Genomic DNA, 18,145 nt, shown 5'->3' on the forward strand with positions numbered 1-18,145 from the left:
GCTCGGGGGATGACGCAACGGCACCGAGTGGCACCCGGTGGGGGCCGGTGGGGAGGCAGCGTGCGGATCGGGGGGAGGGGATGCGGATGCTGAGCGGACCGCGGCGCCGGCGGCCGTACCGGGGCCCGTGCCGGTCGGACCGCGGCGCGGTCGCCCTCTTCGTGGCGATCTGCGCGGCCTACCTCGTGCTCGTGATCGCCCTGGTCATCGACGCGGGCGGCCGACTGCGGGTCGCCGAGCGCACCGACGCCTACGCCCAGGAGGCCGCCCGCGTCGGCGGACAGCAGCTCGACCAGGCGGCCGTCCTCCAGGGCAAGGGCTTCAAGGTCCAGCAGGCGTACGTCAAGCAGGCCGCCGACGCCTACCTGCGGCTGTACGGGCTGCAGGCCGGGGACGTCGAGTTCTCCGGCGACGGCAAGGTCGTCACCGTCACCGTGCGGGCCGACTACCGGCCGGTCCTGCTGGGCGCCCTCGGGCAGCGGAAGGTAACGGGCAAGGGCAGTGCGACCCTCGTCCACGGAGTCGAGAAAGCGGAGACCGACTGATGGCCGCGCCACGTGCCAAGGACCAGGCCCGAACCGCACCGGCCCGCAGCGGCCGGACCGGCGGAGCCGGCAACGACCGTGATCGAACCGCAGGGGATCGAACCGCCCGGGACCGCAGGGCCACCGGCCGCGGCCGGGGCGGCGCGCTGGTCGCGGCGCTCGCCGCACTGGTCACCCTGCTCGCCCTGCTGCTCGGCGTCCCCGCGCTGCTGCTCTACGGCACCCACGCCGTCGCCTCGATGGGCGACGTCGCCCCGGGCGGTGTGGGCGAGGCGCTCACCAGCCCGGACGACGGGCGGCTGTTCCTCTGGCTGCTGGTGGTGGTCGGCTGGCTGGCCTGGGCGTGCTTCGCGCTGTCCGTCCTGATCGAGGTCCCCGCCCAGCTGCGCGGCCGGATCGCCCGCCGGATCCCGGCGTTCGGGTGGAGCCAGCGGCTGGCCGCCGGGCTGGTCGGCTCGGTGCTCGCGCTGCTGCCGGTGGCCGGCTCGGCCTTCGCCGCGGTGTCCGAGCCGACCCACCAGCCGGTCGCCCAGGCCCAGTTGACCCCGGGCGTGCAGCGCGCCGCGCTCCCCGCCGCGCAGTCCGCGCCCGCGCTGAGCCCGGCCGCCGAACAGCACCCCGCGTACACCGTCCGGGACAGCCGGCCCGCCGACAGCCTGTGGTCCATCGCGGAGCGCCAACTGGGCTCCGGAGAACGCTGGGTGGAGATCGCCAAGCTCAACGACGGCCGGGTGATGGACGATTCGGGCACCCGCTTCGACGCGGACCGGCCGATCCAGCCCGGCTGGGAACTGCTGATGCCCGGCGACGCCAAGCCGGACGAGGCGAAGGCGCCCGCTCCGGCCCCCGCCCCCGCGGCCGGTCAGGACGGGGCCCCGGCCCCCGGGCAGGCTCCGCAGTCCGGGACGGAGCCGGCCGCGGGCGGGCAGCGGACCGTGACCGTCCGGACCGGGGACAGCCTGTCGGCCATCGCCCAGCGGGAGTTGGGGGACGGTGAGGCCTGGCCGAAGCTCTTCGAGGCCAACAAGGGAGTGCAGGCGCCGGACGGCGAGCGGCTGACCGACCCGGACGTACTGGAACCGGGCACGGTGCTCACCGTGCCGGGGACGGCCGCCCAGGCCCCCGCGCCGGCCGCCCAGCCGCCCGCTCCGGCCCCCGAGCCCGCCCCGGGGCAGCCGCCCGCTCCTGCCCAGGCCCCGGCCACCCAGCCGCCGGCCCCCGCGCCCACCCCGGCCGCCCCGGCCGCCGGCACACCGGCACCGGCCGCGCCGCAGTCCGCCCCCGCACCGACGCCGGCACCCGCCCACACGCCGGCACCCGCCCCCGCCGCGCACGCCGACCCGGCACCCGGCAGCGACTACACCGTCGCCCTGGCCGCCTCCACCGTCGGCGTCCTGCTCGCCGCCATCATGGTCGGCACCGTCGCCCACAAGCGCGGCACCCAGCAGCGCGCCCGCCGCCCCCGGCACCGGATCGCGATGCCCGACGCCGAGGCCGCCGCCTTCGAGAACGAGCTGATGGCCCGGCAGGACCAGCCCGGCCTGGAACTGCTCGACCGCGCCCTGCGCACCCTGGCCCGCAACACGGTGCGCGGCGGCAAGCGCCTGCCGGCCATCGTCGCGGCCCGGATCACCCCCGGCCACATCATCGAACTGCACCTGTCCGGACCGGCCACGCCGATCGCGCCGTTCCGCGCCGCGCACGCCGCCAACGTCTGGTGGTGCAGCGAGGAGTCCGGCGACCTGCTCAGCGCCTCCCAGGCCCGGAAGACCGCCGCGCCCTACCCGGCGCTGGTCACCCTCGGCACCTCGCCCGACGGCTCGGTGGTCCTCGCCGACCTGGAGGCCGTCCGGCTGCTCCACCTCTCCGGACACCCCGACGACGCCCGCGACGTCCTGCGGACCCTCGCCCTCGAACTCGCCCACAGCCCGCTGGCCGACCGGCTCCACCTGCACCTGGTGGACCTCGCCGAGGAGGTGCCGATCAGCGGCCCGGCCGCCGAGCGCGTCCACCGCCACCCCACCCTGGAAGCCGCCCTGGCCGCCCTCGGCCCGCGCACCGCCAAGGCCCGCGCCACCCTGATCGCCGCCGAGGCCTCCAGCCCGCGCGAGGCGCGCAGCCGGGGGCAGGCCGACGAGTCCTGGGTGCCCGAGATCGTGCTCTGCGCCCAGCAGCCCGACGGCGACACCCCCGCCGAGCTGGGCCGACTCCTGGACGCCCGCCCGCGCACCTGCGTGGCCGTCATCACCCGCGCCCCCGAGCGGGGCACCGGCCCGGTCGCCCGCTGGACCCTGCCGACCACCGGTCAGGCCGCCGTCCCGGGCCTGCACCTGACCGTCGAACTCCAGCGGCTCGACGGGCAGCAGTACGACCGGATCGCCGAACTGCTCCGGGCCGCGGACGACACCACCCAGTACCCGGCGCCCGCCTGGACCCTGGACGGACCCGGGCTCGGACCGGACCCGGACGAGGACGCGGACACCGCCGAGCTGCCGCCCGTCGTACCGGTGCTGGCGGTCGTCGGCGGGCCGGCCGTGGAGGCGGCCGAGGGCGGAGGGGCCGGCGGGGCCGGCGGGGCGAGCGGGGAGGCGCCGGGTGCGGCCGCCGGGCCCCGACTGCTGGCCCGCGTCATCGGCACCGGCGCGAGCCCCTTCGCGGGCACCGACCCGGTGACGCCCGCCCCCGCCCCGGCCCCGGCGCCCTCGCCCGCTCCCACCCCGGCCGGTCCGGCGCGGTTCGCCGCCAACGGTCTGGGGCGGCAGGCCGTCGGGACGGAGCACGCCACCGGAGCGCAGCAGACCGCCCAGGAGAACGGCGGGCCCGGCGACGAGGCCACCCGTGACCTGCGGCTGCCGGGCGGGCCGGCCGGATCCGCGGAGGCTCCGGTGGGTGCGTCCGAGCCCTCCGAGCCCTCCGGGACCTCCGAGCGCTCCGGGGCGTCCGGGACGTCCGAGCCCTCCGGGACGTCCGAGACGTCCGAGGGCTCCGAGGCCGTGGAGGCGACGCCGGACCAGGCTCCGGCGGCCGTCCAGGCCGTTCAGCCCGTCCAGCCCGTCCAGCCCGTTCAACCCCTGCTCGCGCCGTCGACCGGCCCGTCCGCCCCGGCGACGGCCGAACCCGTCCCGGCACCCCCCGAACCCGTGCCCACCCACCAGAGCGCTCCCGCGCCCACCGGTGCCGACCCGCGCGTCCCGGCCCGACCGGAGCCCGGCCCCGCCGCCGGCCGCCCGGCGGCAACGGAGGAGCGGTCGGCGCCGGAGGTGGAGCCCGGACCGGCCGCCGTCGCCCCGGTCGCCCGGACCACCCCCGGTCGTAGCGACAGCGACGACCTGCTCGCCATCCTCCGCTCCCCGGAGGCGCACACCCCGCGCAACGCCCCGCGGATCCGGCTGCTCGGCCCGGTCGACGTGGCCGGCACCCTCGGCACCGTCGAACCCGGTGCGCTGTCCCGGCTCACCGAACTCGCCGTCTACCTCGCGCTGCGGCCCGGCGCCGACCACCACGCCCTGGACCACGACCTGCACCCCGGCGCCGCCCACCTGGAACCGCACCCCACGGCGGCCGACGCCAAGAGCCCGCTCCCGGCCAAACTCGCCGACCTGGCGGCCTGGTTCGGCGCCTCCGACGACGGCCGCGCCTACCTGGCCACCGACACCACCGACGGCTACGCCTTCGCCCCGGCCGTCACCTGCGACTGGGACGAGTTCCGCAGCCTCTACCGGCGCGGCATGCGCAGCACCAGCGCCACCGCCGACGCCGCCCTGGCGCACGCCCTCGCCCTGGTCCGCGGCGCCCCGTTCGCCGAGGCCCCGCCCGCCTCGTACGGCTGGGCCGAGGCCGAGCGCCAGGACATGATCGCCGCGATCGTCGACACCGCCCACGAACTCGCCGCCCGCCGCCTCCAGTACGGGGACCACCGCAGCGCCGAGGCCGCCGTCTTCCGCGGCCTCGCCGTCGCCCCGGACGTCGAGCTGCTGCACCGGGACCTCTTCTACGCCTACGCCTCGGCCGGCGCCCGGGACCAACTCCTGCGCGCCGTCAACCGCTTGGACGCCCTGAGCCGCCGCACCGGCCGCGACCTGGACGCCGACACGGTCGCGCTGCTGCGCGACCTGCTGGCCGGCACGTAGCGCCGATCCGCCGACGGCCCGGTCACCCCGTCCGGTCACCCGCCCGGGGCGTGGCCGGGCAGGCGGCGCGCAGCCAGGCGTCGAGGAGGGCGAAGTCGGCGCCGGTGAGGCCGACTCCGGGGTCGACGCGGTGCAGCAGGGCGGGGGCGGCGGAGTGGGCCTCGACCCAGCGGCGGTCGGCCGGGGCGATCTCGTCGTCCACCCAGGCGAAGGGCCGCCCGGCCGCGTGGGCGACCAGCGCCCGGGTCTTCCAGTGCAGCCCGCCGGGCTCGCCGCCCTGCCCGCCCAGCCGGTCGGGCCCGCCCAGCCGGTCGGGCCCGTCCTGCCCCTCCGGCCCGTCGTCGGCCACCGGCCAGTGCACGACGGGCAGTTGCGGCAGTCCCAGCCGGGGCGAGAGGCACTCGTTGGCCTCGTCGAACCAGGTGGTGGCCCAGACCAGTTCGCAGGGCAGCGCCAGCAACCGGGGGCCGAGCGCCGGGTCGACCCGGTCCACCAACGGGTTGCCGGCCGCATCCGGGCCCGGGTGGACGGGGTAGCCGCCCGGCGGCGGGGCGCCGAAGGGGATCAGCGGTCCGTCGACGTCGAGGAAGAGCAGGGGCGTCCTGGAGCCGGTCATGGCGGCACGATAACGGGCACCGCAGGCCGGGTGGCGCACCGATCGGTACCCGGCCTGGATCGGGTGTGCCCGGATCTCGTAGGGTGGCGCGCACGGACGTGGTGGCAGGCGCCACGCAGGCAAGGGCATCAGACGCCGCGAGAGCGGCGGGGCGGGGCGGTGACCAGAAGATGGCGGAGACGACAGCTGTTTCCGGAGGTCCCGAGCCGACTGCGGACTCGGGCCCCTGGGACGCCGTACCGCCGCCCGCGCGCCTGCCCGCCGAGGAGCACCCGCCCGGGCCCGCCGCCCTGTACGAGCCGCCGCCCGCCCCGCCGGCACCCCCGGCGCCGCCGGTCGCGCCGGCTCCGGTGCCGCCCGCTCCGCCGGTGGCGCCGACCGGATGGACCCTCACCGGCCTTCCCGCCGCAGGCCCGTCGGGCACCGCCGGGCCCGCCGCCGGGTCGTCCTCCGCCACGCCCGCCGCCGGGCTGCCGCCGTTCACGGCCCCGGGCGGTGCGGCCGCCGCTGCGGGCGGCCTGGGCGCGGCGCCGCGCGGGCGGATCCTGGTGATCGAGGGCGGGTACGGCAACGCCGGCCGCCGCACCTGGGGCCGGGGCGGTCCGACCCAGGCGCCGGTGCTGTCGGCGATGCTGGCCGCCGTCTCGCCGCAGGTGCTGCTCGCCGCGGACGCGGTGGACGCCGTCCACCTGCCCGGCGCCAGCGACCCGCACACCGTCCTCGCCCACCTGCGCGCCGCCTCCCGGCACCCCGGGCCGCTGCTGGTGCACCTCGGCGGGCACGTGGTCGCCGACAAGCGCGGCGGCCAACTCCAGCTGACCCTGCGCGACTCGAAGCAGGACGGGCTGCCCTGGCAGGCCCTGGCCGCCGAACTGAGCCACCGTCCGGCCGAGTGGCAGACCCTGGTCATCGCCGACCTGAGCGCCGACCAGAACGCCTGGCCGTACCTCCAGGGCACCGTCTCGCCGCTGAGCGAGGGCATCCCGCTGTGGGCCGTGGTCAGCCCGGACCCGGAGCAGATCGGCACCTTCACCCGCGCCCTGATCGAGGCCCTGCACGGCGGGCGCCCGGGCGCGGGCGACGTGCTGGCGCCCGAGCAACTGCGGCAGCAGGTGTACTCGGTGCTGCGGCCGGACGTGGTCATCCTGGCCACGCACGTCCCGGGCCGCCCGGTCTTCCGCAACACCGCCCGCCGCGGCGAGGTGCCCGTGGCCGACGCACTGCCGGTGGCCGATGTGCTGCCGGTGGCGGACTCGACCGCGGTCCCGGACGCCGCTCCCGGGCCGGACCAGGTCGCGGCGGGGCAGCCGCTGTCGGCGGTGCCCTTCGCGCCGCCGCTGCCGGGCCGGACCGGGCCGCAGGACGTCGAGGCCGAGCGGCCGGCGCCCGCGACCCCGGCGGGGGGCCCGGTGAGCCTGATCAAGCCGGGTGTGCCGCCCACCCCGCCCCGACCGGCCCGGCCGGTCAGCCTGGCGAAGACGGGCGAACCGGCCGACGAGGCGGCGAACGTGAGCCTGCACAGGGCGGCCCCGGCCGACACCGAGGCCGAGGCCGATGCCGACGTCGCGGGAACCGCGCGCCCCGCCGGGGTGACGCTGCGCAAGGCGCAGTCGGAGCCGCTGCCGGAGGCCGGGCAGGACGCCGACGAGCTCGCCGAGGCCGCCGACGCCCCCGAGGCCGCCGAGGCTGCCGAGGGCGTCGGTGCTGCCGAGGACGCCGGAGTCGTCGAGGTCGCGGACGGGCCTCGGCCTGCGGAGGCGGTCGACCTGGTGGAGGGACCCCGGGACGCCGTCCCGGCCGATTCCGCGCCGGCCGATTCCGCGCCGGTCGGGACCGCACCTGCCGGGGCCGGGCCGGTCGAAGCCGCGCCGACGGACGAAGGGCCGAAGGACCGCACCCCGGCCGACGAGGCGCCCGCCGACCAGCCGCCGACGCCTGCCGGCACCCCGGTCGGCACCCCCGTCGTATCCCCTGCGGACGCCCCCGGGGCCCCGGCTCCCAGTGCGCCCCGGGCGGACTACCGCGAGGTGATCGGACGGATCGTCCGCAGTGCCGACGCCGGGGACCACGCCGCGGCGACGGACCTCGCCTTCGCGCTCGAGCTGGAGGCGATCGCCGAGCACGGGGCCGTCTCCGAGCCCGTGCTCCAGGTGCGTCAGGTCCGGGCGCACGTGTGCCGGCTCGCGGGCCGGCTGTCCGAGGCGGCCGACATCTACCGCGAGGTGGCCCTGTCGCTGCTGCGCTCGCAGGGCGGCGCCCACCCGGAGACCCAGCAGGCGGCCACCAACGCCGAAGCCTGCTGGCGCTCGATCACCGACCGCGCGGAGGCCATCCGCATCGCTCCGGAGATCATCGAGATGCGGGCCTACCTCCCGGGCCCGGACGGCCGCAAGCTGCGCGCCGCCGAGCGCTACCTCGCCCAGCTGTCCGCCGCGTCGGGGGCCGCCGGGCAGGCCTGACGCACGACGGAGAACAGCGGGCGGATGACGGATCCCGGATCCGTCATCCGCCCGCTGTTCGTGGTCGCCCGTCAGCCGTCCGCCGGCGGCGGTCCGCCGTCCGCCGCCGACCGTCGGCGCTCCGGGCGCCGTCCTTGAGGCGCCGAGGAGCGACGACCGCTTACCGCTGGTCGCCCTGCGCGTTGTCGCCCTGGACGTCGCCGGCGAGCGCGTGGACGAACTTGGTGCCGTCGATGGTGCCGAGGCCGCTCGCGAGGTCGTAGCCCGCGGTGGCGTTGTAGCCGGTGACGCCGTTCCAGCCGTTGTCGCCGTCCTTGACGTCGACGATGCCGCTCCACTTGCTCGGCAGCAGGTTCAGGCCGTACATGCGCCAGTTGAGCTGGCCGAGGCGGTGGCCGGCGAGCTGGTCGGCCAGGGCGACGACGCCGGAGAACAGCGGGGTGGCCTCGCTGGTGCCGCCGGTGAGGTGCCAGCCGACCGCGGTCGGGTCGTAGGACTCGTAGGTCCAGGCGGCGCCGTCGACGGCCGCGCTCATGCTGATGTCCGGCGTGCCGCGGTGGTTGCCGGTGACGTTCGCGACGCCGGCCTGGTACCACGGGCGGTCGAAGATGCCGGAGACGCCACCGCCACCGGCGCCCGACTTGTCGTGCCACACCTTGTCGGCGGCGGTGCGGTTGCCGTTGTCGTCCAGGGTGAGCTGGGTGCCGCCGACGGAGGTGACCAGCGGGTCCGAGGACGGCCAGGAGTTGACCTTGAACGGGTACAGGTCGCTGCCGTTCTCCTGCGCGTCGGTCGCGCCGTTGTCGCCGGAGGCGGCGAGCACGGTGACGTTGCGGTCGGCGGCGGCCTTGAAGGCGTAGCGCAGGTCGGTCAGCGACTTGAAGTCGCCCTTGTCGTAGCCCGGGAAGGTGTTCTCGGTGGCGCCGAAGCTCTGCGAGATGACGTCGCCGCGGCCTTCCTTGATGAGGGCCTTCTCGGCGTCCATCATCTCGGGCAGACCGGTGGTGCCCTCGGTCTCGGCGACGCCGGTCTCGACCAGGATGATGTGCGCGTCGGGGGCGATCGCGTGGGCGTACTCGACGTCCAGGGTGGTCTCGCCGGCCCAGCCGGTGTGGTCGGGGTTCTTCGGGTCGAAGACGGGGACGTTGCCCCACTTCTTCACCTCGACCTGGGTGTCCGGGATGCCCCACTGCTTGTCGAAGACCTCCAGGTCGTGCTGGATGGTCGGCGAGCCGAAGGAGTCGACGATGACGATCGTGCGGCCCTTCCCGGTGACGCCCTGCTGGTACAGCGGGTTCAGGTTGTAGGCGTTGCGGTACTGCAGCGGCGAGTAGCAGTGGATGCCGATCTGGCTGACGCACTGGGTGGTGCTCAGCGGCGCGACGCGCGCCTGGGCGTTGTGGTGGCCGAACGAGGCCGGGCGGACGTGGACGCCCGGGAGGTCGTGCGCGGGGGCGGCGGTCGCGGCGCCGACGGCCGGTACGGCAATGGTGCCGGCGGTGAGGGCGGTTGCCCCCACGGCGAGCAGAGCCAGGGCGCGGCGGAGGGTAGCGGGGCTGCCCATGGGACTCCTTGAGGGGGACGCAGGGCCCGGCCTTGGTCAGGTCGGGTCGGTCCGGCCATCCCATCGACTGCCGCATGATCATGCCATAGTCATTTGGTGGGGTAGTCCGACCAACTGCATGGTCATGCTCGGCCACGCGAAAAGGTAAAGGCCGTCCCAGGGGAAGGTAACCCCTCACCTGGGACGGCGGACTGATCACCCGTCAGAAACGGCTCACCGAGTTCACAGTTTTCACCGAGTTGGCCAAGTTTACCCAGTTGACCGGCCCGGGGTAAGCCCCCGTCAGCTCATCGGGCCCCGCCGTTGACGTACAGCGTCTGCCCGCTCACGTACGAGGCGTCCTCGCTGGCCAGGAAGGCCACCACCGAGGCGATCTCCTCTGGCTGCCCGACCCGGCGCAGCGGCGTGCGGGCGGCCACCTCGGCCTGGTGGTCCTCGGCGGTGGCACCGACCCGCTCCGCGGTGGCCGCGGTCATCGCGGTTGCGATGTAGCCGGGGGCGACGGCGTTGACGTTGACGTTGAACGGTCCGAGTTCGATCGCCAGGGTCGCCGTGAGCCCCTGGATGCCCGCCTTGGCGGCCGCGTAGTTGGCCTGGCCCCGGTTGCCGAGCGCGGAGCGGGAGCTGAGCGAGACGATCTTCCCGTACTTCTGCGCCACCATGTACTTCTGCGCCACGTGGCTGCAGTTGTACGCGCTGGTCAGGTTCACCGTCAGCACCGCGTCCCAGTCGGCCTTGGGCATCTTGAAGAACAGGTTGTCCCGGGTGATCCCGGCGTTGTTCACCAGGATGTGCAGGCCGCCGAGTTCCTCCGCGATCCGCGCGAACACCGCCTCGACGGAGTCGTAGTCGGCCACGTCGCAGCCGTACGCCCGGGCCGTGCCGCCCTTGGCGGTGATCTCGGCGACCGTGCCGGCCGCCCGCTCGGCGGTCAGGTCGACCACGGCGACCGCCGCGCCCTCCTCCGCCAGCCGCCGGGCGGTGGCCGCTCCGATGCCCTGCGCCGCACCGGTCACCACGGCGACCTTCCCCGTGAAACGGGCCATCTCAGTTCCTCCGATCACTGGAAACTCCCTCACTGGACTCCCTCCCGAACCGCCTCGCCGGACGGCGTCGGACGCCGTCGCGCCGGGCTGTCCCGCCGAACGCCGTCGCCCGCCGAACGCCGTCGCCCGCCGAACGCCGTCGCCCGCCGAACGCCGTCGCTGGACGCCGTCGCCGATCTCCCTCACCGGAGGCCCCGTCAGACGTTCTCGACCAGCACGGCCGTACCCTGCCCCACGCCCACGCACATCGTGGCCAGGCCGCGCCGGGCGCCGGTGCGGTGCATCCGGTGCAGCAGGGTGGTGAGGATGCGGGCGCCCGAGCCGCCCAGCGGATGGCCGAGGGCGATCGCGCCGCCGCTGGGGTTGACCAGCTCGTCGGCCTGCTCCGGGCCGAAGCCGATGCCGTCGGCGGAGGCCAGCGCCTGGGCGGCGAAGGCCTCGTTGAGCTCGGCGGTGTCCAGGTCGGCGAGGGTCCAGCCGGCCCGGTCGAGCACCTTGCGGGTGGCCGGCACCGGGCCGATGCCCATGACGTCCGGGTGCACCCCGGCCGAGGCCCCGGCCACGTAGCGGCCGAGCGGCTGCAGCCCGAGGTCGCGCAGCGCCTCCTCGCTGACCAGGACCAGCCCGGCCGCGCCGTCGTTCATCGGCGAGGCGTTGCCGGCGGTGACGGTGCCGTCCGGGCGGAAGGCCGGCTTCAGCCGGGCGAGCTTCTCCAGGCTGGTGTCCTCGCGGATCCCCTCGTCCTGGCCGACGGTCACGCCGTCCGGGCGCTCGACCGGGACCAGCTCGGCGTCGAAGTGCCCGTCCTTACGGGCGGCGGCGGCCCGCTGGTGGCTGCGCAGGGCGAAGGCGTCCTGGCGCTCCCGGTCGATGCCGTACCGGCGCGCGACCTCCTCGGCGGTCTCGCCCATGCTGAGCACGCCGTGCAGCTCCGCCATCCGCGGGTTGGTGAGCCGCCAGCCGAGCCGGGTGTCGTAGGTCTCGATCCGGTGCGGCAGCGCCTCGTCGGGGCGGGGCAGGACGAAGGGCGCGCGGGTCATCGACTCGCAGCCGCCGGCCAGCACCACGTCGGCCTCGCCGGAGCCGATGGCCCGGGCGGCGAGGGTGACGGCCTCCAGGCCGGAGGCGCAGAGCCGGTTGACGGTGGCGCCGGGGACGGTCTCCGGCAGGCCGGCCAGCAGGACGGCCATCCGGGCGGCGTTGCGGTTGTCCTCGCCGGCCTGGTTGGCGGCGCCCCAGTAGACGTCGTCGATCCGGGCCGGGTCGAGGGCGGGGAGGTCGGAGAGCAGGGCACGCAGCACGGTGGCCGAGAGGTCGTCCGGGCGGACCGTGGCGAGCGCTCCGCGCAGCCGGCCGATGGGTGTGCGGCGGGCGGCGGCGAAGTAGACAGGACGCACGTCGTGCTCCTCATCAGGTGATCGGGTGAGCTGGTGATCGGTGGGCTTCGGCAGCCGGGTCGGCTGCGGCGGTCGGTTGCCGGTGGTCGTCGGTCGGCTGCGGGTGGTCCGGGGGACTCCGGCGGCGGGGCGGGCCGGCAGGTCCGGGAGGGGAGCCGGTCAGAAGGCGTTGACGCCGGTCAGGGCACGCCCGATGAGCAGCTGGTGGATCTGGCTGGTGCCCTCGTAGAGGGTCATCACCCGCGCGTCGCGCAGGTACTTGCCGACCGGGTACTCGTCGACGAAGCCGTAGCCGCCGAACACCTGGAGCGCGTTGTTCGCGGCCCGGACGGCGGCCTCGCTCGCGTGGAGCTTGGCGATTGAGGACTCGGTGGCGAACGGCAGCCCGCGGTCGATGTGGTCGGCGACCTTCCAGGTGAGCAGCCGGGCGGCCTCGACGTCCACCGCGATGCCGGCCAGCAGTTCCTGGACGAGCTGGTGCGAGGCGATCGGGCGGCCGAACTGCTCGCGCTCGCCCGCGTACCGGACGGCGGCCTCCAGGCAGGCCCGGGCGATGCCGACGCAGCCGGCCGCGACCGACATCCGGCCCTTGGCCAGCGCCGCCATCGCCACCGTGAAGCCCTTGCCGACCTCGCCGAGCCGGGCGCTGTCGGGCACCCGGACGCCGTCCAGGGCGAGTTCGGCGGTGGCCTGGCCGCGCAGGCCGAGCTTGCCGTGGATGGTGGTGCGGCCGAAGCCGGGCAGCCCGGTGGGGACGAGGAAGGCGGTGATGCCCCGGTGGCCCTGCTGGTCGGGCTCGCTGCCGCCGGTGCGGGCGAAGACCAGCGCGACGTCGGCCCAGGTGCCGTTGGTGATGAACATCTTGGCGCCGCTGATCAGCCAGTCGTCGCCGTCCCGGACGGCCCGGGTGGTGAGGTTGGCCGCGTCCGAGCCGGTAGCGGGTTCGGTGAGCGCGAAGCAGCCGAGCGCCTCGCCCGAGGTGAGCCGGGGCAGCCAGTACCGCTTCTGCTCCTCGGTGCCGTAGCTGTTGATCGACTTGCCGACCAGGCCCAGCGAGACCGAGACGATCCCGCGGACGGCCGAGTCGCCGCGCCCGAGTTCCTCCAGCACCAGGCAGTAGGCGAGGTGGTCGCCGCCGCTGCCGCCGTACTCCTCGGGGATGGTCAGGCCGAGGAAGCCGACCCCGGCGAGCTTGCCGATGACGGCCCGGTCCACCGACTCGGCGCGGTCCCACTCGGCGGCGTACGGCACGATCTCGCGGTCGGTGAAGGCGGCGGCGAGGTCCCGGACGGCGCTCTGCTCCTCGGACAACTCCAGGTTCACGGCGGCTCCCGACTCGGGCCCGCCGACGGCTGCGGGCCGGTAAACTAGCGCTGCAAGTTTTTACGGGGGGACTGTAGCCCCGGGCGGGCCGCGCTGGGAAGGGGCACCTGCCAGAATCGGTCCCCACCCACCCGGCCGGAGGAGCCGGCCCGAGGAACCGGAGGAAACCGCCGCGATGGCCCGTCCGCGCACCCCGCTGCTCAGCCGCGAGCGCATCGTCGCCGCCGCGCTGCGGCTGATCGACGAGGAGGGGTTGGACGCCCTCTCCACCCGCCGGCTGGCCACCGAGCTGTCGGTCAGCGGGCCCTCGCTCTACAACCACTTCGCCACCAAGGACGAGCTGCTGGACGCGGTGGTGGACAGCGTCATCGGCGAGGTCGACCTGTCGATGTTCCACGGCTCCGCGCCGGCCGCCGGCCCGTCCGACGCCCCGATCCGGCCGTCGACCCCCTGGCCGCAGGCGCTGCGCGACTGGGCCCGCTCCTACCGCGCCGCGCTGGCCGCCCACCCCAACATCGTCCCGGTGCTCGCCCAGGGCCCGGGGCGTCGGCCCAACGCACTGCGGCTGGCCGACGCCGTCTTCGGGCACCTGGTCGAGTCCGGGTGGCCGCGCGGCCAGGCCACCCGGATCGGCGCACTGATGCGCTACTTCGTGACCGGCTCCGCGCTCGCCTCCTTCGCGGCCGGCTTCCCGGCGGACGCCGAGGTCTACGACGCGGCCGACTACCCGCACCTGGGTGAGGCGCACCGGCTCGCCGGGCACCGCGGGACGGTGGACGAGGGCGCCTTCGAGACCGGCCTGGAGGCGCTGCTGGACGGGCTCGCGGTGCGCTTCGAGCGCCTGGCCGCGCCCTCGTAGCCGGCGCCGCGGTGCCCCGGCACCCCCGGCGCCCCCGGTGTCCCGCTGTTTGGGTGCCCGGCGTGCCCGGCGCCCCGGTGCGCGTCGAGGAGCGGGCCTACCAGGGCTCGCGGGTGACGAAGGCCGGCCGCTGCGCCGGGTCCACCGGGTCGTAGTACCGGTGGTAGACCGGCGTGAGCCCGCCGGAGACCGGGGGCACGATCCAGCTCCAGTCGGCGGGCGTGGGACGGCCGAGCCGCTTCTCCTGGGCGACGTGCTTGAGGAAGCGCTCCGACTCGGTGTGGTGGTCGGCGATCGTCACCCCCGCCTCCTGGAAGGAGTGCAGCACCGCGATGTTGAGCTCGACCAGCGCGCGGTCGCGCCAGAGCGTGCGGTCGCTGGAGGTGTCCAGGCCCAGCCGCTCGGCGACGGTGCCGAGCATGTCGTAGCGGTCGGCGTCGGCCAGGTTGCGGGCGCCGATCTCGGTGCCCATGTACCAGCCGTTGAACGGTGCGCAGGGGTAGCGCACGCCGCCGATCTCCAACGTCATGTCGCTGATGGCGGGCACCGCGTACCAGCGCAGCCCGAGGTCGGCGAACCAACGGTGCTCCGGGTGGCTGAGCGGCACCTCCAGCGCGGTGCCGTCCGGCAGCTCGTACCAGACGGGCCGCTCGCCCGGGCGTTCCTGGATGATCAGCGGCAGCACCTCGAAGCGGTCCTCGGCGCACTTCCAGCCGAGGTCACGGGCCCGGGCGGCGAGCACGGTGCCGGCCGGATCGCCGACCACGGCGCCGTCGACCCGGTGCCCGGCGTAGCGGACCAGCTGCTGGTTGAGGATGCGGGCGGCCGGGCGGCCCGGCCGGTCGGGGGCGAACACCGAGACCATCGGGCGGATCCGGCCGCCGTTCCCGGCCGCGCGCAGGTGCTCGAAGCACTCGGCGGCGATGTCGTCGGCCGAGGAGAGGTGCCGAAGGTCGCGGACCACCAGGCTGCGCCAGTAGAGCCGGCCGATGCACCGGGCGGCGTTGCGCCACGCCAGCTTGGCGCCGTAGCCGAGTTCGGCGGAGGTGTGGCGGTAGGTGCCGGTGCGGTCGATCTCGTCCAGGACGGCGCGCAGCCGCGGCTCCGGGTCCCCCGCGGCGGGCTGCTCCCGGTGGAACTGGCGGACGAACTCGGCGGCCTGGTCCGGATCGGTGAAGGGAGCGGTGGTCCGGTCGGTGGTCGGTTCGGTGGTCGGGTCGGCGAGCGGATCCGGGGACCGCTCGGTGGTCCGGTCGGCGGACGGAGCGCTGGAGCGGTCGTCGACGGGGCCGCCGCTCGGTCCGGCAGGGCCGGTGGACGGTGCCGGCGTCGGCGGTACCGGTCGGTGCGCCGCGGACGCCGGGGCGGGCGGTGGCGGGAACGCGCCCGGCGCACCGCCGTGGGTGTGGGCGTGGGCGTAGGGGCAGCCGCCGCTCGGGGCGGTGGCCGTTCTGCGGGTGCGAAGCCGGTTGAAGATCAAGGACACATCCCTCCTGCCGCCCAGGAGTACCGGAGGTGGCCGGGCGGCCGCAGGGAGTGAACGATTCGGCCCCCGCACCCGCGCCGATCGCGCTAGGGTGCGGGGGCCGAAGGTCCGACCGTAGGACCAGCCGATGGTCGGCCTGTCAGCCCATGTCCTCGAGTCGGACGCCCTTGGTCTCCCGCATGAACTTCGCCACGAAGACGAGCGACAGCGCCGCGAAGGCCGCGTACACCAGGTAGGTCGCCGAGAGGTTCCAGCGCGACAGCGACGGGAACGAGACGGTGATCGCCCAGTTGGCGATCCACTGCGCGGAGGCGGCGACGGAGAGCGCGGCGGCGCGGATCCGGTTCGGGAACATCTCGCCGAGCATCACCCAGACGACCACGCCCCAGGACATCGCGAAGAACAGCACGAAGGCGTTGGCGGCGATCAGGGCGACGGTGCCCTGGAAGTCGGGCAGCGAGACGTTGTCGCCCGAGCCGGTGGCCGAGGAGAACGCCCAGCCGGCCGCGGCCAGCGTGACGGCCATGCCGGCCGAGCCGATCAGGGCGAGCGGCTTGCGGCCGATCCGGTCGACCAGCAGGATCGCGATCACGGTGCCGAGGATGTTGATGACCGAGCCGATGAAGCTGATCAGCAGCGAGTTGCTCTGGTCGATGCCGACCGACTGCCACAGGATCGACGAGTAGTAGAAGATCACGTTGATGCCGACGAGCTGCTGGAAGACCGACAGGCCGATGCCGACCCAGACGATCGGGAGCAGGCCGAAGCGGCCGCCGAGCAGGTCGGTGAAGCGCGGGCGGTGGTCGGAGGCGATCAGCGCCTGGATCTCGGCGATCCGGGCGTCGGTGTCGATGCCCTCGCCCTCGACCTCGGCCAGCACCTTGCGGGCGTCGTCCAGGCGCTCGGCCTGGATCAGGTAGCGCGGGGACTCGGGGATCACCGAGGAGAGCACGAAGTAGACGGCGGCCGGGACCACGCAGACGCCCAGCATCCACTGCCAGGCCTCCAGCCCGAGCAGGTGGCCGCGGGTGTCCCCGCCGGCGGCGTCCGCCAGCACCCAGTTGACCAGCTGGGATATCGCGATGCCGAGCACGATCGCGGCCTGCTGGAAGGAGGCCAGCCGGCCCCGGTACCTGGTCGGCGCGACCTCGGCGATGTAGGTCGGGGCGATCACCGAGGCGATGCCGATGGCCGCTCCGCCGAGGACGCGCCACAGGGCGAGGTCCCAGGGGGAGAAGGGCAGCATCGAGCCGACGGCGCTGACGGCGAACAGCAGCGCGCCCGCCTTCATGACCTTGATGCGGCCGTAGCGGTCGGCGAACCGGCCGGCCAGCGCCGCGCCGACCGCCGAGCCCAGCAGCGCCGAGGAGACGATCAGGCCGGTCTCGCCGCTGCCGACGCCGAACTTCCCCTGGATGCCGGAGACGGCGCCGTTGATCACGGAGCTGTCGTAGCCGAAGAGGAAGCCGCCGAGTGCCGCTGCCGCGGTGATGAAGACGACGAAGCCGAGGCGGCCGGGGGCGGGGGCCTCGACCGCCCCGGAGGGCTTCTGGGTGACGCTCACGATCTTGACTCCTGGTACTCAACGCTGAGCTCGGTAGCCGAGATCGTAACCCCGTTCGTTTAAGTCTTGTACATCGGGGGCCTCGGTTCGTCGCTCAGAATTCGTAAGGTGAACAAGCAAATTGAGCCGTCCCCGGGCTGCGGTGGCCGCTCCGCAGGCCCGGGGATCGCGCGACGCCGCTCAGGAGGGCGCCGAGAGGGACAGGCCGAAGCGCCCCTCGGGGTCCGTCCACCAGTGGGTCAGCCGCAGCCCGGCCGACGCCAGCTCCCCGGCCACCCGCTCCCGGCGGAACTTGGCCGACACCTCGGTGCGCAGCTCCTCGCCCCGGTCGAAGTTCACCGGCAGGTCCAGCGCCGGGATCTTCACGGTCTGCGAGCGCAGTGAGCGCAGCCGCATCTCGATCCACTCCTGCTCGGCGTCCCAGCGGGCGACGTGTTCGAAGGCGTCCGGGTCGAAGTCGGCGCCCAGTTCGCGGTTGAGCACGTTGAGCACGTTGCGGTTGAACTCGGCGGTCACCCCGGAGGCGTCGTCGTAGGCGGCGACCAGCACCGCGGGGTCCTTGACCAGGTCGGTGCCGAGCAGCAGGAAGTCGCCCGGGTCCAGGGCCGCGCGCAGACCGCGCAGGAAGGCGGCCCGCTCCGGCGGCAGCAGGTTGCCCACGGTGCCGCCGAGGAAGGCGACCAGGCGGGGGCCGCCCTCCGGGGGCAGCCCCAGTTTGGCGGTGAAGTCGGCCAGCACGCCGTGCACGGCCAGGCCGGGGTACTCGGCGGCGAGGGCGGTGCCGGCCGCGGTCAGCGCGCTCTCGCTGACGTCCACCGGGACGTACGCCTCCAGGGTGCCGAGCGAGCGCAGCGCGTCCAGCAGCAGCCGGGTCTTCTCGGAGGAGCCGGAACCCAGCTCGACGAGGGTGCGGGCCCCGGTGGCGGCGGCGATCTCGCCGGCCCGGGCGGTCAGGATCGCCCGCTCGGCGCGGGTCGGGTAGTACTCCGGCAGCCGGGTGATCTCCTCGAACAGCTCGCTGCCCCGGGCGTCGTAGAACCACTTGGGCGGCAACCACTTGGGCTGGGAGGTCAGTCCCTGCTGCACGTCGTGGCGCAGCGCGGTGCTGAAGTGGTCGGCGGGAAGCAGCCGGGTGAGATCGAATGTGTCCATGACA

The 18,145-nt window shown here is 75.2% G+C and carries 12 protein-coding genes; 4 read left to right on the forward strand and 8 right to left on the reverse strand.

Annotation, left to right across the window (positions count from 1 at the left end; translation table 11 throughout):
- Window positions 1-86 precede the first annotated feature (86 nt).
- Entirely contained in the window at window positions 87-545 is a 459-nt protein-coding gene (locus ACGF07_RS21795) for a hypothetical protein (RefSeq protein WP_350740155.1), read from the forward strand.
- Window positions 545-4,675: a LysM peptidoglycan-binding domain-containing protein gene (locus ACGF07_RS21800; RefSeq protein WP_392901275.1), complete on the forward strand. Its 4,131-nt coding sequence runs from the start codon at window positions 545-547 to the stop codon at window positions 4,673-4,675. Before ACGF07_RS21795 ends, ACGF07_RS21800 begins: the two co-directional genes overlap by 1 nt.
- A gap of 22 nt (window positions 4,676-4,697) precedes the next feature.
- Here ACGF07_RS21800 and ACGF07_RS21805 read toward each other — a convergent pair whose 3' ends face one another.
- Window positions 4,698-5,291, reverse strand: coding sequence for a hypothetical protein (locus ACGF07_RS21805; RefSeq protein ID WP_392901277.1), 594 nt, complete (start codon window positions 5,289-5,291; stop codon window positions 4,698-4,700).
- Window positions 5,292-5,659: 368 nt separating this feature from the next.
- Between ACGF07_RS21805 and ACGF07_RS21810 the strand changes: the two genes are divergently transcribed.
- A complete protein-coding gene (locus ACGF07_RS21810) occupies window positions 5,660-7,750 on the forward strand; it encodes a hypothetical protein (protein WP_392901279.1) in 2,091 nt (696 codons plus the stop codon).
- Between the two features lie 160 nt (window positions 7,751-7,910).
- On the opposite strand, the gene ACGF07_RS21815 is transcribed toward ACGF07_RS21810, so the two are convergent.
- The 4 genes from ACGF07_RS21815 to ACGF07_RS21830 all read right to left on the reverse strand — a co-directional run bounded on the left by ACGF07_RS21815 (window position 7,911) and on the right by ACGF07_RS21830 (window position 13,080).
- Window positions 7,911-9,314: a S8 family serine peptidase gene (locus ACGF07_RS21815; protein WP_392901280.1), complete on the reverse strand. Its 1,404-nt coding sequence runs from the start codon at window positions 9,312-9,314 to the stop codon at window positions 7,911-7,913.
- A gap of 287 nt (window positions 9,315-9,601) precedes the next feature.
- On the reverse strand, window positions 9,602-10,360 hold the full coding sequence (fabG, locus tag ACGF07_RS21820) for a 3-oxoacyl-ACP reductase FabG (RefSeq protein ID WP_350740172.1): 759 nt from the start codon (window positions 10,358-10,360) through the stop codon (window positions 9,602-9,604).
- Window positions 10,361-10,557: 197 nt separating this feature from the next.
- Window positions 10,558-11,757 carry an acetyl-CoA C-acyltransferase gene (locus ACGF07_RS21825; protein WP_350740175.1) on the reverse strand — a complete coding sequence of 400 codons (1,200 nt, stop codon included), beginning with the start codon at window positions 11,755-11,757 and terminating at the stop codon, window positions 10,558-10,560.
- A 159-nt stretch (window positions 11,758-11,916) separates the two neighbouring features.
- On the reverse strand, window positions 11,917-13,080 hold the full coding sequence (locus tag ACGF07_RS21830; protein WP_392901282.1) for an acyl-CoA dehydrogenase family protein: 1,164 nt from the start codon (window positions 13,078-13,080) through the stop codon (window positions 11,917-11,919).
- 175 nt (window positions 13,081-13,255) lie between these two features.
- Between ACGF07_RS21830 and ACGF07_RS21835 the strand changes: the two genes are divergently transcribed.
- Window positions 13,256-13,939, forward strand: a complete 684-nt coding sequence (locus tag ACGF07_RS21835; RefSeq protein ID WP_350740181.1) for a TetR/AcrR family transcriptional regulator C-terminal domain-containing protein — start codon at window positions 13,256-13,258, stop codon at window positions 13,937-13,939.
- Window positions 13,940-14,036: 97 nt separating this feature from the next.
- Here ACGF07_RS21835 and ACGF07_RS21840 read toward each other — a convergent pair whose 3' ends face one another.
- From ACGF07_RS21840 to egtD, 3 genes are all read right to left on the reverse strand, one after another.
- Entirely contained in the window at window positions 14,037-15,425 is a 1,389-nt protein-coding gene (locus ACGF07_RS21840; RefSeq protein ID WP_392901284.1) for a nitric oxide synthase oxygenase, read from the reverse strand.
- 139 nt (window positions 15,426-15,564) lie between these two features.
- Window positions 15,565-16,989: a sugar porter family MFS transporter gene (locus ACGF07_RS21845; protein ID WP_350748622.1), complete on the reverse strand. Its 1,425-nt coding sequence runs from the start codon at window positions 16,987-16,989 to the stop codon at window positions 15,565-15,567.
- 180 nt (window positions 16,990-17,169) lie between these two features.
- On the reverse strand, window positions 17,170-18,141 hold the full coding sequence (egtD, locus tag ACGF07_RS21850) for an L-histidine N(alpha)-methyltransferase (RefSeq protein WP_392901286.1): 972 nt from the start codon (window positions 18,139-18,141) through the stop codon (window positions 17,170-17,172).
- Window positions 18,142-18,145: the final 4 nt, after the last annotated feature.

Origin of the sequence: Kitasatospora sp. NPDC048194 (assembly GCF_043202455.1) — a bacterium.
Classification (GTDB): Bacteria; Actinomycetota; Actinomycetes; order Streptomycetales; family Streptomycetaceae; genus Kitasatospora.